We start from the raw sequence: 17,697 nt of genomic DNA, 5'->3' as shown, positions 1-17,697 counted from the left end.
GCAGCTCAGAGCAGGTTCAGGAGTAGCACGTAACAAGCGGTCCCCGCGGCGATACTCAGGAGCGCGCGTCGCTTGCCCAGCAGGTGCACGGCGATGGTGACCGCGGCTGCTGCCAGGACGATCCATGCCTGCCCGGGGCGTTTCACGAGCTCGTCGCGGAGCACCACAACAGCGAGGATCAGCATGATGCCGACGGGCATCCAGCGCCCGAGCGCCTGCACGAAGCGGGACGTGCGCAGCGGTTTCAGGATCGCGAATGGCAGGGCGCGGAGCAGCAGTGTGATGAGTCCGGCGAGCACGATGGCACTGATGAGGTAGCCCAGTTCAGGCATGTGCGGCTCCTCGGGTGACGGCGTAGCGGAGCGCAAGCCCTGCCGTGAACATGATCAGCGCCGCCAATAGGGCCTGCTGCGGGAAGGCGATCAGCGCGACAGCGGCGGCGAGCCCGGCGAGCAGTGCCGACGGTACCTCCCGCTTGCTGCGAAGCGCGTCCAGGGTCATCACGATAAACAGTGCGACGAGCGCGAACTCGAAGCCCTCAATCGGAGCGGGGAGCGCGCCGGCCACCCACACTCCAAGGAGGCCGCCGCCGACCCAGTACAGCTGCATGGCGAGCTGGCCCGTCACCATCCGGGCCGAACTGAGTTTCTCCGCGGGCATGAGGGCGTACGTTGCGTACGCCTCGTCGACCATCGCGTAGACCGAGTAGGCGCGGGGAAGCCCGGGGCGCACTCGGGTGATGGGGAACGAGAGCGCGTAAAACACGTGTCGAAAGTTCACCGCGAGAACCGTCACCGCGATGGTGACAAGCGGCGTCGCTGCAGCGAGCATGCCCACGAGGAGAAGCTCGACGGATCCGGCAAAGACACCAATCGCGAGTGCGGGGGACACCCACCAGGGGAGGCCGGCCTGGACCACGAGCACTCCGAGCGCGATGCCGAGCGGAAAGATCCCGAGTCCCACGCCGAGCGAGTCGCTGAGTCCCGCCCCGATCTGAGCGCGGCGGGAAGCGGGGATCCCAGCGGAGTGGGGCGGGGGTGCGGGCATGGAACCAGTGTGACGGAGAATCGACGCAATATGAGTGCGAAAAGATGCGGAAACCGGGACAAGGGTGCAACATTGTCGTATGGATGCCCTCGATCACGCAATTCTCGACGAGCTCGTGCGAGATGGGCGGATCACAAATGTCGAACTTGCCTCGCGTGTCGGCCTCACCCCCGGGCCCTGTTTGCGTCGCGTGCAGCGACTCGAAGGGGAGGGCGTGATTCGGGGGTATCGCGCGGAGCTTGATCCTGCGGCAGTGGGGCGCGGTTTCGAGGTGATCCTGCACGTCGACCTTGTCACCCAGGAGGCCGCGGTTGTTGCGCACTTCGAGGCCGAGGCTGGCGGATTCCCGGAAGTTGTCGAGATGAAGCGCCTCTTCGGTTCGCCGGACTACTTCTTGCGAATCGCGGCCGCGGACCTTGCGCGCTACGAGGAGTTCTTGACCGGGCGGATCATGTCCATCCGGGGTGTCGGAAAGGTCAGCTCCCACTTCTCCATGAAAAACATCAAGGGATAGACGCGCGTCCCGCGCGGAGAAGTGGGAGCTGGGGTCGATCGCTCTAGTTCACGGGGCCGGTGTACTTTTCGCCCGGCCCCTTTCCGGGAGCATCGGGGATCGTGGAGGCCTCGCGGAATGCAAGCTGTACGGACCGGAGGCCGTCGCGCAGGCTGCGCGCGTGCATGTCGCTGACCTCCGGAGCGCCAGCGGTGATCAGGCCCGCGAGTGCGTTGATGAGCTTGCGCGCCTCGTCGAGGTCAATCTGCGACTCGGGGTCGTCGGCCAGGCCAACCTTGACCGCGGCGGCACTCAGCAGGTGAACTGAGGCCGTAGTGATGACCTCGACCGCTGCGACATCAGCGATGTCGCGCGTGGCCTGCGTCACGTTGTCCTGTTCTGTTGCGCCCTCCGGGGCCTGCGGGTGGTCGCTGGGGTTCTCGCTCATGCTGTCCTGACTGTCGCGGGGGGTTGCGGAGCACGCGGTCGTGTGGAAACACGGTCGTGTGCTAGTATTGGTGACTGTTCTCGGTATCGCACCGAGATGCGGAAGAGGAGATTCTCCCACCCGGCACCTCATCTAGGTTATCGGGTTGTTCACGCCCCGCCTCCCAGGAGGCAGCATGAAGGGTGTGGGGCGGCGCGTGCGCGGTCCGGATCTTCCTCAGCCGTGATTCCCTCAGAGGGGAATACTCACACTGAAGCAGAGGAGCCGGCGATCAGCGATCCCCGTACGAATGACAGAATCCGCGTCCCCGAAGTGCGACTGGTTGGTGCCGGTGGCGAACAGGTCGGTGTCGTGCCGATTGAAACCGCGCTGCGCATGGCGGCAGACGCCGATCTCGATCTCGTAGAGGTCGCCCCGAACTCGAAGCCTCCCGTTGCCAAGATCATGGACTTCGGGAAGTTCAAGTACGAGGCAGCGCAGAAGGCCAAGGAAGCTCGCCGGAACCAGGCAAACACGGTCCTCAAAGAGGTCCGCTTCCGCCTGAAGATCGACAAGCATGACTACGAGACCAAGACCAAGCGCGCCATCGGCTTCCTGGCCCAGGGTGACAAGGTCAAGGCAATGATTCTGTTCCGTGGCCGCGAGCAGTCGCGCCCCGAGCAGGGCGTGCGTCTGCTGCAGCAGTTCGCGGAGGACATCCTCGAGTACGGCACGGTGGAGTCGAACCCCCGCATCGATGGCCGCAACATGGTCATGGTGATCGCCCCTCACAAGAACAAGTCCGAGGCGAAGGCGGAGCTCAACGCTCGCCGTGCCGAGGAAAAGGCCACTCGGAAGGCAGAGAAGGCCGCTGAGCCTGAGGCTGCAGCCGAATAGTTCTCGGCAGAGCTGAGTCAGCTCGCCGGACACAACGCAGCCCTCGGGCGCGCACACAACAAGGAGAAATCGATGCCCAAGCAGAAGACCCACTCGGGTGCTAAGAAGCGCTTCAAGCTGACCGGATCCGGCAAGCTCAAGAAGCAGCGTGCTGGCCTGCGCCACAACCTCGAGGTGAAGTCCTCGCGCCGCAAGCGTCGCCTCGGTGCGGACCAGATCCTGTCCAAGGGTGACGCTAAGCAGGCAATGAAGCTCCTCGGTCACTAAGACGCGAGCACCACGCTTTTTAACACAGAGTTTGTAAGGAAGAACTGAAATGGCAAGAGTCAAGCGGGCCGTCAATGCCCACAAGAAGCGTCGCGTAATCCTCGAGCGTGCCGAGGGCTACCGCGGACAGCGTTCGCGCCTGTACCGCAAGGCCAAGGAGCAGGTCACCCACTCCCTCGTTTACGCATACAACGACCGTCGCAAGAAGAAGGGTGACTTCCGTCGCCTGTGGATCCAGCGCATCAACGCTGGTGCACGTGCAAACGGCCTCACCTACAACCGCTTCATCCAGGGCCTCGGCCTCGCGGGTGTCGAGGTTGACCGCCGCATGCTCTCTGAGCTGGCCACGAACGAGCCGAAGGCCTTCGCCGCGCTCGTCGAGGTCGCCAAGCAGGCTCTGCCCGAGGATACCTCGGCACCGAAGGCTGCCTAACTCCTCTCCGCAGGTGTGATCGCGAGCCCCGTCCAGTTGGACGGGGCTCGCGGTTTTTTTGTGGGCGGCAGGCGCTGAGGGGACGGCTACAGTAGATGGGTGATCGATAACCCGAAGTCTGGCCGTGTCAAGAAAACCGCTGCGCTTGCTCGCAAGAAGGAGCGCCAGGAATACGGTCGCTTCCTCGTTGAGGGTCCGCAGGCAGTCCGGGAATTGCTTGCATTCCAACCGGGGCTTGCCGAGATAGTCTTTGCCACGACGGGTACGGAGTCCTGGCAGCACGAGATCGATCAACTGGCTTCCGAGGGCGACGTTGAGGTGGAGCGCGTCACCGGTCCGGTGCTCGCTGCGATGACGGAGACCGTCACGCCGCAGGGCGTCGTAGCGGTGGCCCGGACCTGGCAGACGTCGCTGGCGGAGGCGTTTGCGGACGCCCGCCTCGTGGTGATCATGCACGAGGTGCGGGATCCGGGCAACGCGGGTGCGGTGCTCCGCGCGGCAGACGCCGCGGGAGCAGACGCGGTTGTGTTTGCGGGGGAGAGTATCGATCCGTTCCACCCCAAGGTTGTGCGCTCCACGACAGGCTCGCTGTTTCACCTCCCGGTAGTGGTCGCACCGGATCTCGCTGAGGTCGTGGCGGCTGCACGCGCGGCCGGGCTGACAACCCTCGCCGCGGATGTGCGCGGCACCGATCTGCTCGCCGCGCGGACCGAGGGCGTGCTCGCCGGGCCCGTGGCCTGGGTGTTTGGGAACGAGGCGCGGGGTCTCACCGAGACCGAACGCGGTCTCACGGATCGCTCTCTGAAGCTCCCGATCTATGGCCAGGCCGAGTCACTGAACCTCGCCACCGCGGCGAGCGTGCTGATCTACGAGACCGCGTTTACCCAGCGCGGCTAAGCGTCGGCGCTCGGCACGGCTGCGCCTGAGCGTTTCGCCCACTGGACAAGCGGGTGCAGGATCCGGATCAGTTCTGTGCCGGAGCCCGTCAGCCCGTATCGGATCTGCACGGGCGTGCTGGGGATCACGGTGCGGGTGACGAGCCCCTGGGTCTCGAGTTCGCGGAGCCGCGCGGCGAGGAGCCTATCCGAGATCCCGTCGATCCCGCTTGCGAGCTCGGAGAAGCGTTGGGCCCCGCGCGCGAGCGCGAGCAATACCGCGGCCGTCCATTTCCGTCCCGCGAGCTCGGCCGCCTCGCGGAAGAGTCGGCACTCAGCCTCGTTGATCGCATGGGGGAGTGCGCCGTCGGAAGTGACGTGGACTGGGGTGGCGTGGACTGGGGCGGCGATCGCGGTGCTCATGCTTACTAATGGTAAGCGACTCACCTGAGAGTTGAGTCGGGGTCGCGCCCGGAGGAGAGTTGAGGAACCACACACAAGATGGAGGATCCTCGACATGCAGCTCGGCGTCTATAGTTTTGGCAACCAGGCCACCGATCCCGCGACCGGGAAACTTGTCAGCACCGCGCAGGCCCAGCGAGACCTGCTGGAGGCGATCGAACTCGCCGATCAGGTGGGGCTCGAGTTCTTCGGCATCGGAGAACACCACACCGAGGAAATGCCGGCCTCCGCGGCCGCGGTGATTTTTGCCGCCGCAGCTGCGCGCACCAAGCGGATCAGGCTGGGAAGCGCTGTCACGGTACTGAGCACCGAAGACCCCGTCCGCGTCTTCCAGCAGTTCGCGACGCTCGATGCGCTCTCGAACGGCCGCGCCGAGATCACGGCGGGGCGAGGCTCCTCGATTGAGTCCTACCCGCTGTTCGGGTACAAGCTCGAGGACTACGATCAGCTCTACGCGGAGAAGCTTGAGCTGTTGCTCGCGATCAACCGGGGCCCGAAGGTGACCTGGTCGGGGACGATGCGTGCCGCGCTGAAGGACGAGCTAGTTGTGCCGCGGCCCGACCGCGGCGAGCTTCCGATCTGGCTCGGCACGGGCGGTAGCCCCAACTCCACGGTGCGCGCCGGCCAACTCCAGCTCCCGGTCTCCTACGGCATCCTCGGGGGCGACCCCGTGCGCTTCCGGGCGCTCGCTGACCTGTACCGGCGAGCCTGGGCGGCCGGACCGGCGACGGATCGTGCCCCGCAGATCTCCGTGGGCAACCCCGGGTTCATTGGCGAGACTAATCAGTCCGCACGGGACACATTCTGGCCCGCCTGGTACGAAAGCATGTCCGACATTGGCAAGCGCCGTGGCTTTGCGCCGCCCGTGCGTGAGCACTACGACATCGAAGCGGAGCGTGGTGCGCTGTTCATCGGCGCGCCGGAACAGATCGCCGAGCGCATGATCCGGCTCCACGACGCGATGGGCCACACACGGCAGTTCCTGCAGATGGATTTCCTCGGTTTGCCGCAGCGGGACCTCCTGCGCTCCATTGAGCTGCTCGGCACGCGGGTCAAGCCGCTCGTGGACGCGGAGCTCGGGCCGGAGCCCGAGGTTGTACCGAACCCACTCGACCTCCGGGTCGCGGCTGCAAGGGCAGAGGGGCAGGCATGAGCCGGATTGCGATCCTGGGTGTCGGCAAGGTGGGAACGGCGATCGCGCGTGCGGCCCTCACCGCGGGGCACGACGTCACGCTCGCCGGCTCGGGCGATCCCGCACCCGTGCAGTTCATCGTGGACGTGATGGCCCCGGGCGCGGGGGTGGCGACCGCCACCGAGGCTGTGCGTGACGCCGAGGTGGTGATCCTCGCGATCCCACTCCCGAAGCTCGAGACGCTCTCCCCGGAGCTGCTTGCAGGCCACATCGTGATCGACGCGATGAACCACTGGGCACCCACGGATGGGGCGCTGCCCGCGGTGTTCGCCGAGACCGCGGACACAAGCTCCGTGGTTGCGGCGCACCTGTCAGGTTCGCGGGTGGTCAAGGCCCTGAACCACATCGGGTACCACGAGATGGAGGACGACGCCAGGCCTGCGGGTGCGCCGGATCGGCGGGGCCTCGCGGCCGTATCCGACGACCCTGACGCGGCCCAGCAGGCGGCGGAGCTTGTGGCCTCGTTGGGTTTCGATGTGATCGCGAGCACGCCTTTGAGCTTGGGCGCCCGGCTTGAGCCGGGGTCTGAAATCTTCGCGGGATCGTTCAGCGGTGCCGAGATTCGGGACCGCCTGGCTGCGGATCGGCTCGCGGTGGCCTGATCCGAACCACACGCCGCGAAGCCCGTACCCCCACAGTGGGGGCACGGGCCTCGCGGCGTTGGGGTGCGTTACTGCGCCACAGGCCGGCGCACGAACCAGGCTCCGACGACTGTCAGGAGCGACAGCACCGCGCCCACGGTAAACGCGAACGCGATCCCGTCTGCGGAGGCGGCGAGCTCGGAGGCCCCGGCGGCCGCGGCGGAGGCCGAGCGAATGCCGAGCACGGTGACAAATAGCGCGGTCCCGATTGCCCCCGCGAGCTGCTGGATCGCCCCCACCGTGGCTGAACCGTGGGAATACAACTGCGTCGGGAGTGAACCGAGCGCAGAGGTGAGTAGCGGGGTCATCATCATCGCGAGACCGAGCGAGAGTGCCACATGGCCGAGCACGACCACAACCGGGGCAGTGTGCTCCGAGAGGAACGTGAGCGACCACAGTGCGGCACTCGCGACGATCGCGCCTGGGATCACGAGCGGGCGTGGGCCGAACCGATCAAAGAGGCGTCCGATCAGTGGAGCGATCAGGCCCATGATGAGTCCGCCCGGCAGCATGAGCAACCCCGTCGTGACGGGGTCGAGCAGCAGCACGTTCTGCAGGTACACCGGGAGCAGGATGAGCGTGCCAAACATCGCCGCCATCATCACGACCACGAGCGCGACGGCCAGGGCAAAGGAGCGTGACTGGAACACTCGGAGGTCGAGCAGCGCACGGTCATCGCGCTGCAGCACGATCTGCCGCCACACAAACAGTGCGAGCGCGGCCGACCCCGCAACAAGGGTGATGATTCCTGTGGTGGCTTGCCCCTCGCCCCCGGCCCCGACGGTTGAGAAGCCGTACACAAGCCCGCCGAAACCGAGCGCGGAGAGTGGGATCGAGAGCAGGTCGAGGGGTGTCTTATGGGTCTCGCCGATGTTGCGCAGCTGCAGTAGGCCAAGCACAAGCATGAAGGCGCCAATGGGGAGCACGAACCAGAACAGCGCGCGCCAGGAGAACGCGTTGAGGATCAGCCCGGACACTGTTGGGCCGAGCGCGGGGGCCACCGCCATGACAATCGTGATCCGGCCCATGAACCGGCCGCGGGATTCTGCGGGGATGAGGGTCATGATGGCGGTCATCAGCATCGGCATCATCATGGCCGTGCCCGCGGCCTGCACGATGCGCGCGCCCAGCAGGATTGGGAATGTCGGGGAGAGTGCGCCGAGGAGCGTGCCCGCGGTGAACAGGGACATCGCGATCGTGAAGATTTGTCGGGTCGTAAAGCGCTGCAGCAGGTACCCGGTGGTGGGGATCACCACGGCCATTGTGAGCATGAATGCCGTGGTGGTCCACTGTGCGGCGCTGAGAGTGATGCCCAGGTCCGCGGTGAGGTGGGGGAGGGCGACGCCCATGACGGTCTCGTTCAGGATCGTCACGAAAGCGGCCCCGAGCATCAGCCAGATCGCGCGTGTGCTGCCCGCGCTTGGCTGTCCGGCCGCTCGCAACCCTTCGGTGTGCGCTGCCGGTTCGGCGGTTGCGGCGGTCACAGCCGCACTCCACCGAACGCGAGGGCGGAGAGAACCGCCACGGCGAGTGCGAGCACGGCCAGCAGGATGTTCATGATGAACGGCTCATTCAGGCGTCGGTGGGCGGGTACCGCGAGGACCTGGATGATCGCGAGCCCGATTGCCGCGAGGGGCGCCAGGAGCGGTGCCGCTCCGAACAGTGGCGGAAGGATCACGCCGAGGGCACCGAGGACCTCAGCGGCACCGATGAACTTGACGCGGCCAGGGGAGAGCACCTGGAGGGTGGGCATGGGCAGGTCCGCGTGAGGCTTCGCGAGCTTCATGCCCCCGGCCATGAGAAACATGAACGCGAGGATGCCGGAGAGCACCCAGGTCGTGATGGTCAGAGCAAGCACGGATCGACTCCTAGAGTAACAAATGGTAACTGAGGTACAGTGAGTAAGTATCAGGCATGAGGGGGCAGGCACCGCAACGTGACTGAGTTACCTCCGTGTAACGTGCCTCACCTCGAATCCGTCAATGAAAGGAAGCCGCGCATGCGAGCAGACGTACGTCCCCCCAGCACTCAGGCGCTCTTTGCCCCCGATGGGGACGAACCCAATATGCAGCACATCTGCGATGTTGACGGGACCGAAGCTGAGGTCTTCCGGTCGATCCTGAGCCGCGTTGGAGACAAGTGGAGCATGATGCTCATCGGCATGCTGCAAGAGGGGCCGTACCGCTTCACGGAGCTCAAACGTATGACGCCGGGCATCTCCGCGCGCATGCTGACCTTCACGCTGCGGCAGCTTGAGCGCGACGGGCTCGTGGATCGCACGGTGTACGCGGAAATCCCGCCCCGAGTCGAATACCGGGCGACGCAGCTCGGGCGCACGCTGGTGGGCCCGGTGATGGCGATTGCAGAGTGGGCCAGCACGCACCAATCCGAGATCGTCGCGCACCGTGACGCCTACGATACGACGGAGGCGGCGACGGGACCGTAGTCCCGCCACCGCCTCGAGGTGGAGCGCCAGAAATTCGTCGGCTTAACCGCCGCTCGGAGTCTCGCCCAGGAGCGTGCCGCCGAGCAACTGCCCGTTGTTGAACCCGGGCAGGATCGCGAACACGGCCGAGCCCGTGTGCGTGACCCACTCGTTGAGCAGATCGAGCTCATCCAGGCGCTGCTGGATCGGCACGAACTGGGTCAACGGATTGCGCTGATAGCAGGCAAACAGCAACCCTGACTCGCCTCCCTCGTCGTAGTTCACCGCGCGGCGGAAAATCCGCTCCGACGGATCCTCAGACCTGGCCCGACGAATGTGCGCGTAGCTCGGAATGACGGGAAGCCCCAGCGCATTCTTCGCCTCGTAGTCCACCGGAGTGTGTTCGGTGCCCCCCGTGAGCGGGGCACCGTCAGTGAGCGAGCGCCCGATTGTCTGCTCGCGACCCGGACGGTCCACACGCTCCCACGTGTCGAGTTCCATCCGGATCCGGCGCAGCACAAGCGCGCTGCCCCCGGTGAGCCACGAAGTCGCGGCAGGCCTCCCGTCCGACTCCTGCACCCACACGAGTTCCGCAAAGTCCTCATGCTCCGGGTCCGGGTTGATCGTGCCGTCGACCTGGCCCATGAGATTGCGCATTGTCGTGCCATCCGGCTCGGACTCGCGCGCCTGCCGGAACCCTTGCTGGGTCCAGGCGTGGTCCGCGAAACTCCGCAGATCGCGATACAGCATGCGTGCGGCGTGCGCGATCGGGAGCGGATCGTCGGCCTGGAACAGGATCAGCAGATCGCCGCCGTCGTGACGCCCATCGAGCTTGTCCAGGCTGAACTTGGGCAGTGGCGCAAGCCAGTCGGGCCGACGCGCGGGATCAACCCGATCCACGAGCGCTGGCCCCACACCGACGGTCACCGTGAGGCGGGACGGGCGCGCCGCGAGCTCGGGTTCCGAGTCCGCAAGCGGTGCAACGCCCGAGGTGAGCCCCTCGACGTCACCCGTCAGGATCCGAAACATCCGGACAAGTGCCGCGCGATCCGTCTCCGGTTTGAGCGTATACGCGACGTACCGCTGGTGTGCGGTGGGGGGAGTCGTGACCCCCGCCTGGTGCGCGCCGTGGCAGGGGAGCGTCTCGCCCCCAAAGTCGGTGGCGGAGGCAGCGCTTTCGCCCGATTCGCGGAGCGCGGGGATGCCAAGCGCCGCACCGAGGCCGAGTGCAGCCCCGATCCCGGCGCCTGCCGCCCCGCTCGTGAGCAGGGCACGCCGCCCGAAGCGCCGCGCATCGCGGGCCTCGGGCGCCGTGCGAGAACCGGCGGTGCTATCCGGCATGCTCGTCACTCGACGCGCCGGCGTCGGTGTCGCCGTGATCCATGCCTTCCATGTCGCCGTGATCCATACCCTCGACGTCCTCGTAGTTTTCCTGCGCGCCCTCATAGTCCTTCACAAGCACGCTTGTCTTCGCAGTCGAACCGTCCGCGAAGTTCAGGGTGAGCTTGACCTCGTCGCCCGCAAGCAGCGGTTCGGCCAGGTCCATGAACATGATGTGGTTGCCGCCGGGCTCAAGCTCGAAGGAGCCGCCTGCGGGGACGATGAAGCCGCCCTCCTTCTCCCGCATCGTGGCGTTCGCGCCGGTGGTGACAGTCTCGTGGAGCTGGATCATGCCGGCCGCGGGGCTCTCGACGCTCACGAGGTTCAGGTCGGTGTCGCCGGAGTTCGTGAGCGAACCGAACACGCCGGTCATCCCGTCGCCAGCCTTTGCCCAACCGTCGGTGAGTTCGAACGCCGAGGCCGAATCCGCGGCGGTCTCGGAAGCCGCCTTCGGCTCAGACGCGGCCGGAGCTCCTGCGCAGCTCGTGAGCAGAAGCGAGGCAGCGAGCGCAGCCCCCGAAACGGCGAGGAGGCGCTGGGCAGGGCGGAGCGCACGCGTGCGTGTCACAAAGGTGTGTGTCATGATGTGGTGCCTTTCAGCAAGTGTCAGTGAAATCTGTGGTGGATCAGGAGTCCGCGCCAGGTGCCGCGTCAGCGGCCATGCCCTGGGCGCGGCGGCGGTTCGCGACAATCGCCGCGGTCACCCCGCCGCCGACGACCGCAACGCCGCCGACAACGATCGCGATGATCGCGCCAACGGGCAGGCCGTCAGAGTCCTGGGCCGATGGGGAATCGCCCTCGGCCGTGATCTCAGTTTCTGTCTCCGACGCGGGTCCCGAGGGTGCCGGGGCAGCAACAATCTCCCCGCCCCCCGCCGCGTCAATCGCGATACCGAAGGCCCCCTCGATGGGGTGGCCGTCACTCGATACCACGCGCCAGGCAGCGGTGTACTCCCCGGGTGCAAGATCCGCCTGCAGCCCTTGAGTAACCTTTGGGCCTTCGATCTCCGGGGTGCCATCCGCCGCGTCCGCACCGTCCGGACCGGTCACGATGATCTCCGTCCCGACCTCGATGATGCTGTTGCTGAAACTCAGCTGGAACGCTTGGACATCACCGGTGACTTCATCTGTCACCACAGTGGTGTTGATGAGTTCATCGTGCGCGAGCGCGGGTGACGCGACGCCGAACAGCGACGCACCGGCAATCAGGAACACCGCGGCAACGGCTCCCTGTCTGCGACGCGTTGCAGTCCGCACACGCGCAGTGGCGGAATCAAACGGGCTCAGGGTGCGGGGTGTCGAACGGGACATAGCAATCTGCTTTCCTTCGGCGAGGTCGCCGGAATGGGGTCGCCGGGCAGCGACGCTCGCCGCGTAATCCCGACCCGGGAATGGAGAAAAGAAACTGGATCAGGCCGCGCAGGGCGGACCGCGGAGCGTGATCGCGGATGCTGCCAGGAGGCGATCCTGCAGTGGAATTCGCGGCGATGTCAGGCACGGGGTCGGGCGGGGCACCGGAACCGGCAGCCGCACGAGTGTGACCGGCAGTGCGCGCAGCAGCGTGCGGCCCAGCGCCATGACCGCGCGCTCGCCACGAGCGAGCAGTGTGATCGTGAGCACTGCAGCGACGGCGTGCCAGAACCACATCGACGCATCGGCGGCCCCGGCAGAGGCGAGATCCGGCGCGAATGACTCCAGCGCCGCGAGGTGAGCAGCGTGCGGGGAGACCATTGGTGCATCAGCGGCCGCGCCACTCGTGAGCCCGAGCCCCGCAAAGGTCCAGTGGTACACAAACTGTGAGGCACTCACAGCGATGCTCAGACGCCACAGTGACCCCACCCGCCCGGCAAGTGCGACGCACAGCGGCAACGTAAAGACGACTGTCGCGGCGACCGAGGCCCAGGTCACAACGCCGCCCGCGATGCCGTGCGAAGCCGCGGCAAGGAGCGTGGCGACGAGCGCGGCGGCGGCCCCCCGGAGAACGCGGACACCACGGCTCACCCGGGCTACCGGGCGAGCGCACGCTGCGTGTCGCGAACTCTGCATGGCCCCATGCTACCCGGATGTGGCTGGACACCGAGCCAGAGCGGCGTGACACAGGGTAGACTCAACACCCGTGTCTGACCTCAATCCGATCACCCAGGAAGCCGCCGACGCGGCCGTCGCGGCGGCGCTCGCCGCATTCACCGCAGCCGACTCGGTTGCCGCACTGAAGGCCGCGCGCACTGAGCACGCCGGTGACGGCTCCGCCATCGCCCAGCTCAACGCTCGCATGCGCGAAGTGCCCAAGGATGAGAAGGCCGCAACAGGCAAGCTCATGGGGCAGGCCCGCGGCCGAGTCGAGGGTGCATTTCAGGCGCGCGAGGCAGAGCTCGGGGAGCTCGAAGCCGCAGCGCGCCTCGTTGCTGAGACCGTCGATGTGACCGCCGCCCCCTCACGCCGTCGCGCTGGCACACGCCACCCGCTCGCGCAACTCCAGGACGAGGCCTCCGACATCTTCATCGGTATGGGGTGGGAAGTCGCCGAAGGACCCGAGGTTGAGCACGAGTGGTTCAACTTCGACGCGCTCGGTTTCGACCCGGATCACCCGGCCCGTGCGATGCAGGACACGTTCTTTGTCGAGCCCGCGGACCGGCACCTGCTGCTGCGTACTCACACCTCACCGGTGCAGATCCGCTCACTGCTCGAACGCGAACTCCCCGTGTACGTCGTGGCTCCGGGCCGCGTGTACCGCACAGATGAGCTCGACGCGACCCACACCCCCGTGTTCCACCAGATCGAGGGAATCGCGATCGATCGGGGTCTCACGATGGCTCACCTGCGCGGCACGCTCGAGCACTTCGCACGCCAGATGTTTGGCGCGGAGGCCAAGATCCGGCTGCGCCCCAACTTCTTCCCATTCACCGAACCGTCCGCCGAAATGGACGTGTGGCAGCCCAACGCCAAGGGCGGGGCGCGCTGGGTCGAGTGGGGCGGCTGCGGCATGGTCGATCCGAAACTGCTCGCCGCGGCCGGGATCGATGCCGACGAGTTCCAGGGATTCGCCTTCGGCATGGGGCTGGAGCGCACGCTGCAGTTCCGGCACGACATCAATGACATGAGAGACATGGTGGAGGGCGACGTCCGCTTCAACCGTCAGTTCGGAGGACTGGTCTAATGCGCGTTCCACTCAGCTGGCTTGGCGAGTTCGTCGAGCTGCCCGCCGAGGTCACCCCTGAAGCGGTCCACGCGGACCTCGTCCGGGTCGGGTTCGAAGAGGAAGACATCCGCCGCTTCGACGTCACGGGTCCCGTTGTCGTCGGTGAAGTACTCTCCCGCGAGCCGGAAGAGCACTCCAACGGGAAGACCGTGAACTGGTGCCAGGTGCGCGTTGCCCCCGAGGGGCAGCTTGCTGCCGATGGCGGTGCGGACGTGCGCGGCATCGTCTGTGGTGCCCACAACTTCGATGCGGGTGACTTTGTTGTCGTGAGCCTGCCCGGCGCCGTGCTGCCTGGCGGTTTCGAGATCTCGGCCCGCAAGACCTACGGACACGTCTCAGACGGCATGATCGCCTCCGCGCGGGAACTGACCCTGGGCGAGGACCACGACGGCATCATCGTGTTGTCTCGGCTCGGGATCGACGCCCCCGCCGGCGCGGATGCGAAGGCGCTGCTCGGGCTTGACCAGACCGCCGTCGAGATCAACGTCACCCCCGACCGCGGCTACGCGTTCTCGATCCGCGGCGTCGCCCGCGAGGTGTCGCACGCGACGGGTGCCGCATTCCGGGATCCGGCCGCGGCCGTCTCCCCGGCCCCTGCCTCCGGTTTCCCGGTGACACTCGACGACCGGGCACCGATCCGTGATCGCGCCGGGGTCACCGGTTTTGTCGCGCGCGCGGTGCGCGGGATCGACCAGTCGCGTCCGACCCCGGCCTGGATGGTGGCGCGGCTGCAGCTCGCCGGCATCCGCAGCCTCTCGCTTGAGGTCGACATCTCGAACTACGTGATGCTTGAGCTGGGCCAGCCGTTGCATGCTTACGATCTCGCAAAGCTCACGGGCGGGATCACCGTGCGCCGTGCAGCGCCGGGGGAGACCCTTGTCACGCTCGACGGGCAGGAGCGCACCCTGCACCCCGAGGACCTCGTGATTGCCGATGAGTCCGGCGCGATCGGCCTCGCCGGGGTCATGGGCGGGGAATCGACAAAGGCCGACGAGTCGACACGCGATGTGCTCGTGGAGGCCGCAACATTTGACACTGTTTCGGTGGCGCGCACCGCACGGCGGCACAAGCTCTCGAGCGAGGCGTCGAAGCGCTTCGAGCGCGGCGTCGACCCGCTCGTGGCCCGCGCCGCAGCGCAGCGCATGGTGGACCTGCTCGTCGAGCTCGCCGGCGGCACCCCCGATGACCTGGGCGCGGAAATCGTGGCCCCCTGGACCCCGACCGAGGTGCGCCTGTCCCTGGCACGCGTCAACGGCCTGACCGGTGCGGATTACACCGACGCCGAGGCGCGCGGCGCGATCGAGATGATCGGCTGCGGCGTGACCTCGGTCGACGCGAGCGGCACCGAACTCCTCGTGACCCCGCCAAGCTGGCGCTCGGACCTCACGAGGAGTGCCGACCTGATCGAAGAGGTCGCGCGCGTTGTCGGCTACGACCGGATCCCCTCCGTATTGCCTGTTGCGCCCCCCGGGCGAGGGCTCACCCGCGCACAGCGTCTGCGCCGCCGCGCCGCGAACGTCTCGACCGCGTCGGGTCTCGACGAGGTGCAGAGCTACCCGTTCGTGAGCCAGGCTCAGCTCGACGCATTCGGCGCGGGCGTTGAGCCGGTGGCACCCGTCATCGACGGAGTGACCCAAGACGTCGCCGCGCCCGGCCACGTTGCGCCCGGAGCTCCCGTGCCCGCGGTCAAGCTCGCGAACGCGCTCGATAGCGAGTACTCGTTCATGCGGCGGTCGCTGCTGCCCGGACTCGTGACCGCGGCACGCCGCAACGTGTCGCGCGGCCTGACCGACCTCGCGCTCGTCGAGTTCGGTGCGGTGTTCGTGCCGGCCGCCGACCTCGGCACCGCGGAGGTTCCGCCGCTCGCTCAGAAGCCTGACGCGACGACGCTCGACGCGCTCTACGCCTCGGTCCCGGCGCAGCCGCGCCGAGCCGCGGGCCTGCTGATCGGAGAGGCCGTCGCCAAACAGGCGGGCGAGCAGCCCCGCGTCTACGACTGGGCGGACGCGCTTGACGCGGCGCGCACGGTTGCCGAGGCCGTGTCCGCTGAACTCGTTGTGACCCAGGGCGCGCACCGCGCGTTCCACCCCGGGCGCACAGCCGAGCTGAGCATTCGGGTGGATGACGGCCTGGAACCCGTTGGCGTTGCGGGTGAGTTGCTGCCCGAGCTTGCAGCAAACAGCCACCTGCCGGGTCGCATTATGGCGTTCGAGCTCGACCTGGATCGACTCATTGAGCTCGCCCCGCAGGAGCCGGAGACTCACCAGCTCTCCACCTACCCGGCAGCGACGCAGGATCTCACCCTCGTTGTCGACGCAGAGATTGCCGCCGGTGATGTGCTTGCCGTGGTGACTGTCGGCGCGGGCGCACTGCTTGAGCAGGCTCGGATCGTGGACGACTACCGCGGCACCGGGATCCCCGAGGGGCAGAAGGCGCTGACCTTCGCCCTCCGATTCCGCGCAGAAGACCGCACGCTGAAGGCCGAGGAGGCGAGCGAAGCGAAGCTCGCTGGTGTGGCCGCGGCCGAGCTCGCGTTCGACGCGAAGCTGCGCGACTGATCCCGCACCGCGTGTCGTGCAGGCCGGCCCCCACACGGGGGCCGGCCTGCACTGTTTTCCGGGAAAACTCCGGGTTGTGGTGTGCGCCGCACAGGCGGATACTTGCCCCACACGCGCGGTCGACCGGGCGCGGGTGCGGGTGAAGGGATGAGGACGATGGCACCGACGACGCTGCAACGAATTGTGCCCAACATCTGGTGTGTGGGCACCGCGGCGGAGGCAGGAGCGTTTTACGCGACTGCGCTCCCGCACACGAGCTCTGAGATTGAATCGCGCTACCCGACTGAGGGTCTGCTCGAGTTCCAAGAGCCCCTCGCAGGTGAGCCGCTCACGGTTGCCGTTGACGTGTGGGGGACTCGACTCGTGCTCATCAATGCCGGAGGCGAGTTTCGGCCGAACCCCTCACTCTCCCTGATGCTGAATTTCGACCCGCTATTTTTCGCGGACGCCGGGGACGAAGCTGCGCAGGCGGCCGCGGCCCGGGCGGCACTCGAGCGCAGCTGGGCGGCGCTCAGCGACGGTGGCCGGGTGCTCATGCCGCTCGCGGAATATCCGTTCAGCCCGTGCTACGGCTGGGTGGAGGACCGATACGGGGTGAGCTGGCAGCTCATTTTGACGGACCCAGACGGAGATCCGCGACCGTTCATGATGCCGAGCTTGATGTTCGGTGGTGCCGCGCAGAACCGGGCGGCCGAGGCCGTGGCCTTATATACCTCGGTCTTCCCTGATGCCGCGGTCGGCACGCTCGTGCCCTACGGGCGGGAGACCGGTCCAGCAACGCCAGAGGCCATCATGTTCGGCGAGTTTCGGATCGGGGCCCCGGGGCCGGGCGCGCAGTGGTTGACCGCGATGGACTCCGGCGTGTCCCAGGACTTCACGTTCACCCCGGGGATGTCGCTCGAGGTGCGGTGCCCCGATCAGGCCGAGATTGACCGGCTGTGGGACGCGCTGTCGGCGGTGCCGGAGGCGGAGGCGTGTGGCTGGCTCACGGACCGCTTCGGGGTGAGCTGGCAGATCGTGCCCGAGAACATCGGGGAACTGATGGAACGCCCGGGTGCGTTTGAACGCATGCTGACGATGAAGAAGCTCGTCATCGCGGAGCTCTAAGAGCGGTCTGCCGCCGGTCTGCCGCCGGTCTGCCGCTCCGGTGTTCCGCTCCGGTGCGTTCCGCTCCGGTGCGTTCCGCCGAAACGTAGGCAATTTATCTAAGCTGACGCATTTTTGCGTGGATTTGGCTCGGGCGCGATAAATTGGGTCGTGTAGGGCGGCGAAGTTCGGCGGTGGTTCCCTGGGCATGGCGCCGGGGCGTGTGAACCTAGCGGCAGGCGCGGGATCGCACGCTCTAGGTGTACCCGGCCATCAGGTTGGTAGCAGCCGGCTGATCGGTGGCCGGCCTCCAAGT

21 protein-coding genes are annotated in these 17,697 nt (G+C 67.0%); 11 read left to right on the top strand and 10 right to left on the bottom strand.

The features are described from left to right. Nucleotides 1-5: 5 nt before the first annotated feature. Nucleotides 6-332 carry a branched-chain amino acid transporter permease gene (locus FM113_RS02570; protein ID WP_087011190.1) on the bottom strand — a complete coding sequence of 109 codons (327 nt, stop codon included), beginning with the start codon at nucleotides 330-332 and terminating at the stop codon, nucleotides 6-8. After that, complete coding sequence (locus FM113_RS02565; protein ID WP_087011189.1) at nucleotides 325-1,047, bottom strand: AzlC family ABC transporter permease; 723 nt, start codon at nucleotides 1,045-1,047, stop codon at nucleotides 325-327. Before FM113_RS02565 ends, FM113_RS02570 begins: the two co-directional genes overlap by 8 nt. 79 nt (nucleotides 1,048-1,126) lie before the next feature. Between FM113_RS02565 and FM113_RS02560 the strand changes: the two genes are divergently transcribed. Beyond that, nucleotides 1,127-1,561, top strand: a complete 435-nt coding sequence (locus tag FM113_RS02560; RefSeq protein WP_087011187.1) for an Lrp/AsnC family transcriptional regulator — start codon at nucleotides 1,127-1,129, stop codon at nucleotides 1,559-1,561. Between the two features lie 43 nt (nucleotides 1,562-1,604). Here the strand turns inward: FM113_RS02560 and FM113_RS02555 are convergent, their stop codons facing one another. Further along, nucleotides 1,605-1,988, bottom strand: a complete 384-nt coding sequence (locus FM113_RS02555) for a DUF1844 domain-containing protein (protein ID WP_087011185.1) — start codon at nucleotides 1,986-1,988, stop codon at nucleotides 1,605-1,607. Nucleotides 1,989-2,258: 270 nt separating this feature from the next. On the opposite strand from FM113_RS02555, the gene infC reads away from it, so the two are divergent. The 4 genes from infC (at nucleotide 2,259) to FM113_RS02535 (ending at nucleotide 4,461) form a co-directional block, all read left to right on the top strand. After that, nucleotides 2,259-2,864, top strand: a complete 606-nt coding sequence (gene infC, locus FM113_RS02550) for a translation initiation factor IF-3 (protein ID WP_254908835.1) — start codon at nucleotides 2,259-2,261, stop codon at nucleotides 2,862-2,864. Nucleotides 2,865-2,936: 72 nt separating this feature from the next. After that, entirely contained in the window at nucleotides 2,937-3,131 is a 195-nt protein-coding gene (rpmI, locus tag FM113_RS02545; RefSeq protein ID WP_087011182.1) for a 50S ribosomal protein L35, read from the top strand. 49 nt (nucleotides 3,132-3,180) lie between these two features. Further along, nucleotides 3,181-3,564, top strand: coding sequence for a 50S ribosomal protein L20 (gene rplT / locus FM113_RS02540; RefSeq protein ID WP_087011180.1), 384 nt, complete (start codon nucleotides 3,181-3,183; stop codon nucleotides 3,562-3,564). A 99-nt stretch (nucleotides 3,565-3,663) separates the two neighbouring features. Next, complete coding sequence (locus FM113_RS02535) at nucleotides 3,664-4,461, top strand: RNA methyltransferase (protein ID WP_087011178.1); 798 nt, start codon at nucleotides 3,664-3,666, stop codon at nucleotides 4,459-4,461. Here FM113_RS02535 and FM113_RS02530 read toward each other — a convergent pair. Then, on the bottom strand, nucleotides 4,458-4,862 hold the full coding sequence (locus tag FM113_RS02530; RefSeq protein WP_087011176.1) for a helix-turn-helix domain-containing protein: 405 nt from the start codon (nucleotides 4,860-4,862) through the stop codon (nucleotides 4,458-4,460). The genes FM113_RS02535 and FM113_RS02530 overlap by 4 nt on opposite strands. Nucleotides 4,863-4,956: 94 nt before the next feature. Between FM113_RS02530 and FM113_RS02525 the strand changes: the two genes are divergently transcribed. Then, nucleotides 4,957-6,054 carry an LLM class flavin-dependent oxidoreductase gene (locus FM113_RS02525; protein ID WP_087011174.1) on the top strand — a complete coding sequence of 366 codons (1,098 nt, stop codon included), beginning with the start codon at nucleotides 4,957-4,959 and terminating at the stop codon, nucleotides 6,052-6,054. Continuing rightward, entirely contained in the window at nucleotides 6,051-6,695 is a 645-nt protein-coding gene (locus FM113_RS02520) for an NADPH-dependent F420 reductase (protein ID WP_087011172.1), read from the top strand. The genes FM113_RS02525 and FM113_RS02520 overlap by 4 nt, the downstream gene beginning before the upstream one ends. A gap of 68 nt (nucleotides 6,696-6,763) precedes the next feature. Here FM113_RS02520 and FM113_RS02515 read toward each other — a convergent pair whose 3' ends face one another. Both FM113_RS02515 and FM113_RS02510 read right to left on the bottom strand, forming a co-directional pair. After that, nucleotides 6,764-8,218 (bottom strand): MDR family MFS transporter, encoded by a 1,455-nt coding sequence (locus FM113_RS02515; RefSeq protein WP_087011171.1) that lies wholly within the window; start codon nucleotides 8,216-8,218, stop codon nucleotides 6,764-6,766. Beyond that, nucleotides 8,215-8,592, bottom strand: coding sequence for a DoxX family protein (locus tag FM113_RS02510; RefSeq protein ID WP_254908833.1), 378 nt, complete (start codon nucleotides 8,590-8,592; stop codon nucleotides 8,215-8,217). Before FM113_RS02510 ends, FM113_RS02515 begins: the two co-directional genes overlap by 4 nt. Before the next feature lie 141 nt (nucleotides 8,593-8,733). On the opposite strand from FM113_RS02510, the gene FM113_RS02505 reads away from it, so the two are divergent. Continuing rightward, on the top strand, nucleotides 8,734-9,180 hold the full coding sequence (locus tag FM113_RS02505) for a winged helix-turn-helix transcriptional regulator (protein WP_369676680.1): 447 nt from the start codon (nucleotides 8,734-8,736) through the stop codon (nucleotides 9,178-9,180). Nucleotides 9,181-9,222: 42 nt separating this feature from the next. Here FM113_RS02505 and FM113_RS02500 read toward each other — a convergent pair whose 3' ends face one another. The 4 genes from FM113_RS02500 to FM113_RS02485 form a co-directional block, all read right to left on the bottom strand. Beyond that, complete coding sequence (locus tag FM113_RS02500) at nucleotides 9,223-10,500, bottom strand: Dyp-type peroxidase (RefSeq protein ID WP_087011209.1); 1,278 nt, start codon at nucleotides 10,498-10,500, stop codon at nucleotides 9,223-9,225. Further along, nucleotides 10,490-11,122, bottom strand: coding sequence for a copper chaperone PCu(A)C (locus tag FM113_RS02495; protein ID WP_087011169.1), 633 nt, complete (start codon nucleotides 11,120-11,122; stop codon nucleotides 10,490-10,492). Before FM113_RS02495 ends, FM113_RS02500 begins: the two co-directional genes overlap by 11 nt. Before the next feature lie 43 nt (nucleotides 11,123-11,165). Continuing rightward, nucleotides 11,166-11,849 (bottom strand): copper resistance CopC family protein, encoded by a 684-nt coding sequence (locus FM113_RS02490; RefSeq protein ID WP_087011167.1) that lies wholly within the window; start codon nucleotides 11,847-11,849, stop codon nucleotides 11,166-11,168. A gap of 99 nt (nucleotides 11,850-11,948) precedes the next feature. Further along, a complete protein-coding gene (locus FM113_RS02485) occupies nucleotides 11,949-12,584 on the bottom strand; it encodes a hypothetical protein (RefSeq protein WP_087011165.1) in 636 nt (211 codons plus the stop codon). 70 nt (nucleotides 12,585-12,654) lie between these two features. Here FM113_RS02485 and pheS point away from each other — a divergent pair, with 70 nt between their 5' ends. From pheS to FM113_RS02470, 3 genes are all read left to right on the top strand, one after another. After that, nucleotides 12,655-13,695 carry a phenylalanine--tRNA ligase subunit alpha gene (pheS, locus tag FM113_RS02480; protein WP_087011163.1) on the top strand — a complete coding sequence of 347 codons (1,041 nt, stop codon included), beginning with the start codon at nucleotides 12,655-12,657 and terminating at the stop codon, nucleotides 13,693-13,695. Continuing rightward, entirely contained in the window at nucleotides 13,695-16,295 is a 2,601-nt protein-coding gene (pheT, locus tag FM113_RS02475; protein ID WP_087011161.1) for a phenylalanine--tRNA ligase subunit beta, read from the top strand. The genes pheS and pheT overlap by 1 nt, the downstream gene beginning before the upstream one ends. Before the next feature lie 156 nt (nucleotides 16,296-16,451). After that, complete coding sequence (locus FM113_RS02470) at nucleotides 16,452-17,402, top strand: VOC family protein (protein WP_087011159.1); 951 nt, start codon at nucleotides 16,452-16,454, stop codon at nucleotides 17,400-17,402. Nucleotides 17,403-17,697 lie beyond the last annotated feature (295 nt).

Origin of the sequence: Leucobacter sp. 7(1) (assembly GCF_900163635.1) — a bacterium.
Lineage (GTDB): Bacteria > Actinomycetota > Actinomycetes > Actinomycetales > Microbacteriaceae > Leucobacter.
This window is presented reverse-complemented; position numbering and strand designations above follow the sequence as displayed.

Bases quoted from the DNA above. Each gene is read 5' to 3' on its own strand.
- rpmI (WP_087011182.1), top strand. From the start codon at position 2,937: ATGCCCAAGCAGAAGACCCACTCGGGTGCTAAGAAGCGCTTCAAGCTG.
- FM113_RS02500 (WP_087011209.1), bottom strand. From the start codon at position 10,500: ATGCCGGATAGCACCGCCGGTTCTCGCACGGCGCCCGAGGCCCGCGAT.
- FM113_RS02485 (WP_087011165.1), bottom strand. From the start codon at position 12,584: ATGCAGAGTTCGCGACACGCAGCGTGCGCTCGCCCGGTAGCCCGGGTG.
- FM113_RS02490 (WP_087011167.1), bottom strand. From the start codon at position 11,849: ATGTCCCGTTCGACACCCCGCACCCTGAGCCCGTTTGATTCCGCCACT.
- pheT (WP_087011161.1), top strand. From the start codon at position 13,695: ATGCGCGTTCCACTCAGCTGGCTTGGCGAGTTCGTCGAGCTGCCCGCC.
- FM113_RS02530 (WP_087011176.1), bottom strand. From the start codon at position 4,862: ATGAGCACCGCGATCGCCGCCCCAGTCCACGCCACCCCAGTCCACGTC.
- FM113_RS02555 (WP_087011185.1), bottom strand. From the start codon at position 1,988: ATGAGCGAGAACCCCAGCGACCACCCGCAGGCCCCGGAGGGCGCAACA.
- FM113_RS02525 (WP_087011174.1), top strand. From the start codon at position 4,957: ATGCAGCTCGGCGTCTATAGTTTTGGCAACCAGGCCACCGATCCCGCG.
- rplT (WP_087011180.1), top strand. From the start codon at position 3,181: ATGGCAAGAGTCAAGCGGGCCGTCAATGCCCACAAGAAGCGTCGCGTA.
- FM113_RS02565 (WP_087011189.1), bottom strand. From the start codon at position 1,047: ATGCCCGCACCCCCGCCCCACTCCGCTGGGATCCCCGCTTCCCGCCGC.
- FM113_RS02560 (WP_087011187.1), top strand. From the start codon at position 1,127: ATGGATGCCCTCGATCACGCAATTCTCGACGAGCTCGTGCGAGATGGG.
- FM113_RS02520 (WP_087011172.1), top strand. From the start codon at position 6,051: ATGAGCCGGATTGCGATCCTGGGTGTCGGCAAGGTGGGAACGGCGATC.
- FM113_RS02495 (WP_087011169.1), bottom strand. From the start codon at position 11,122: ATGACACACACCTTTGTGACACGCACGCGTGCGCTCCGCCCTGCCCAG.
- FM113_RS02570 (WP_087011190.1), bottom strand. From the start codon at position 332: ATGCCTGAACTGGGCTACCTCATCAGTGCCATCGTGCTCGCCGGACTC.
- FM113_RS02470 (WP_087011159.1), top strand. From the start codon at position 16,452: ATGGCACCGACGACGCTGCAACGAATTGTGCCCAACATCTGGTGTGTG.
- FM113_RS02505 (WP_369676680.1), top strand. From the start codon at position 8,734: ATGCGAGCAGACGTACGTCCCCCCAGCACTCAGGCGCTCTTTGCCCCC.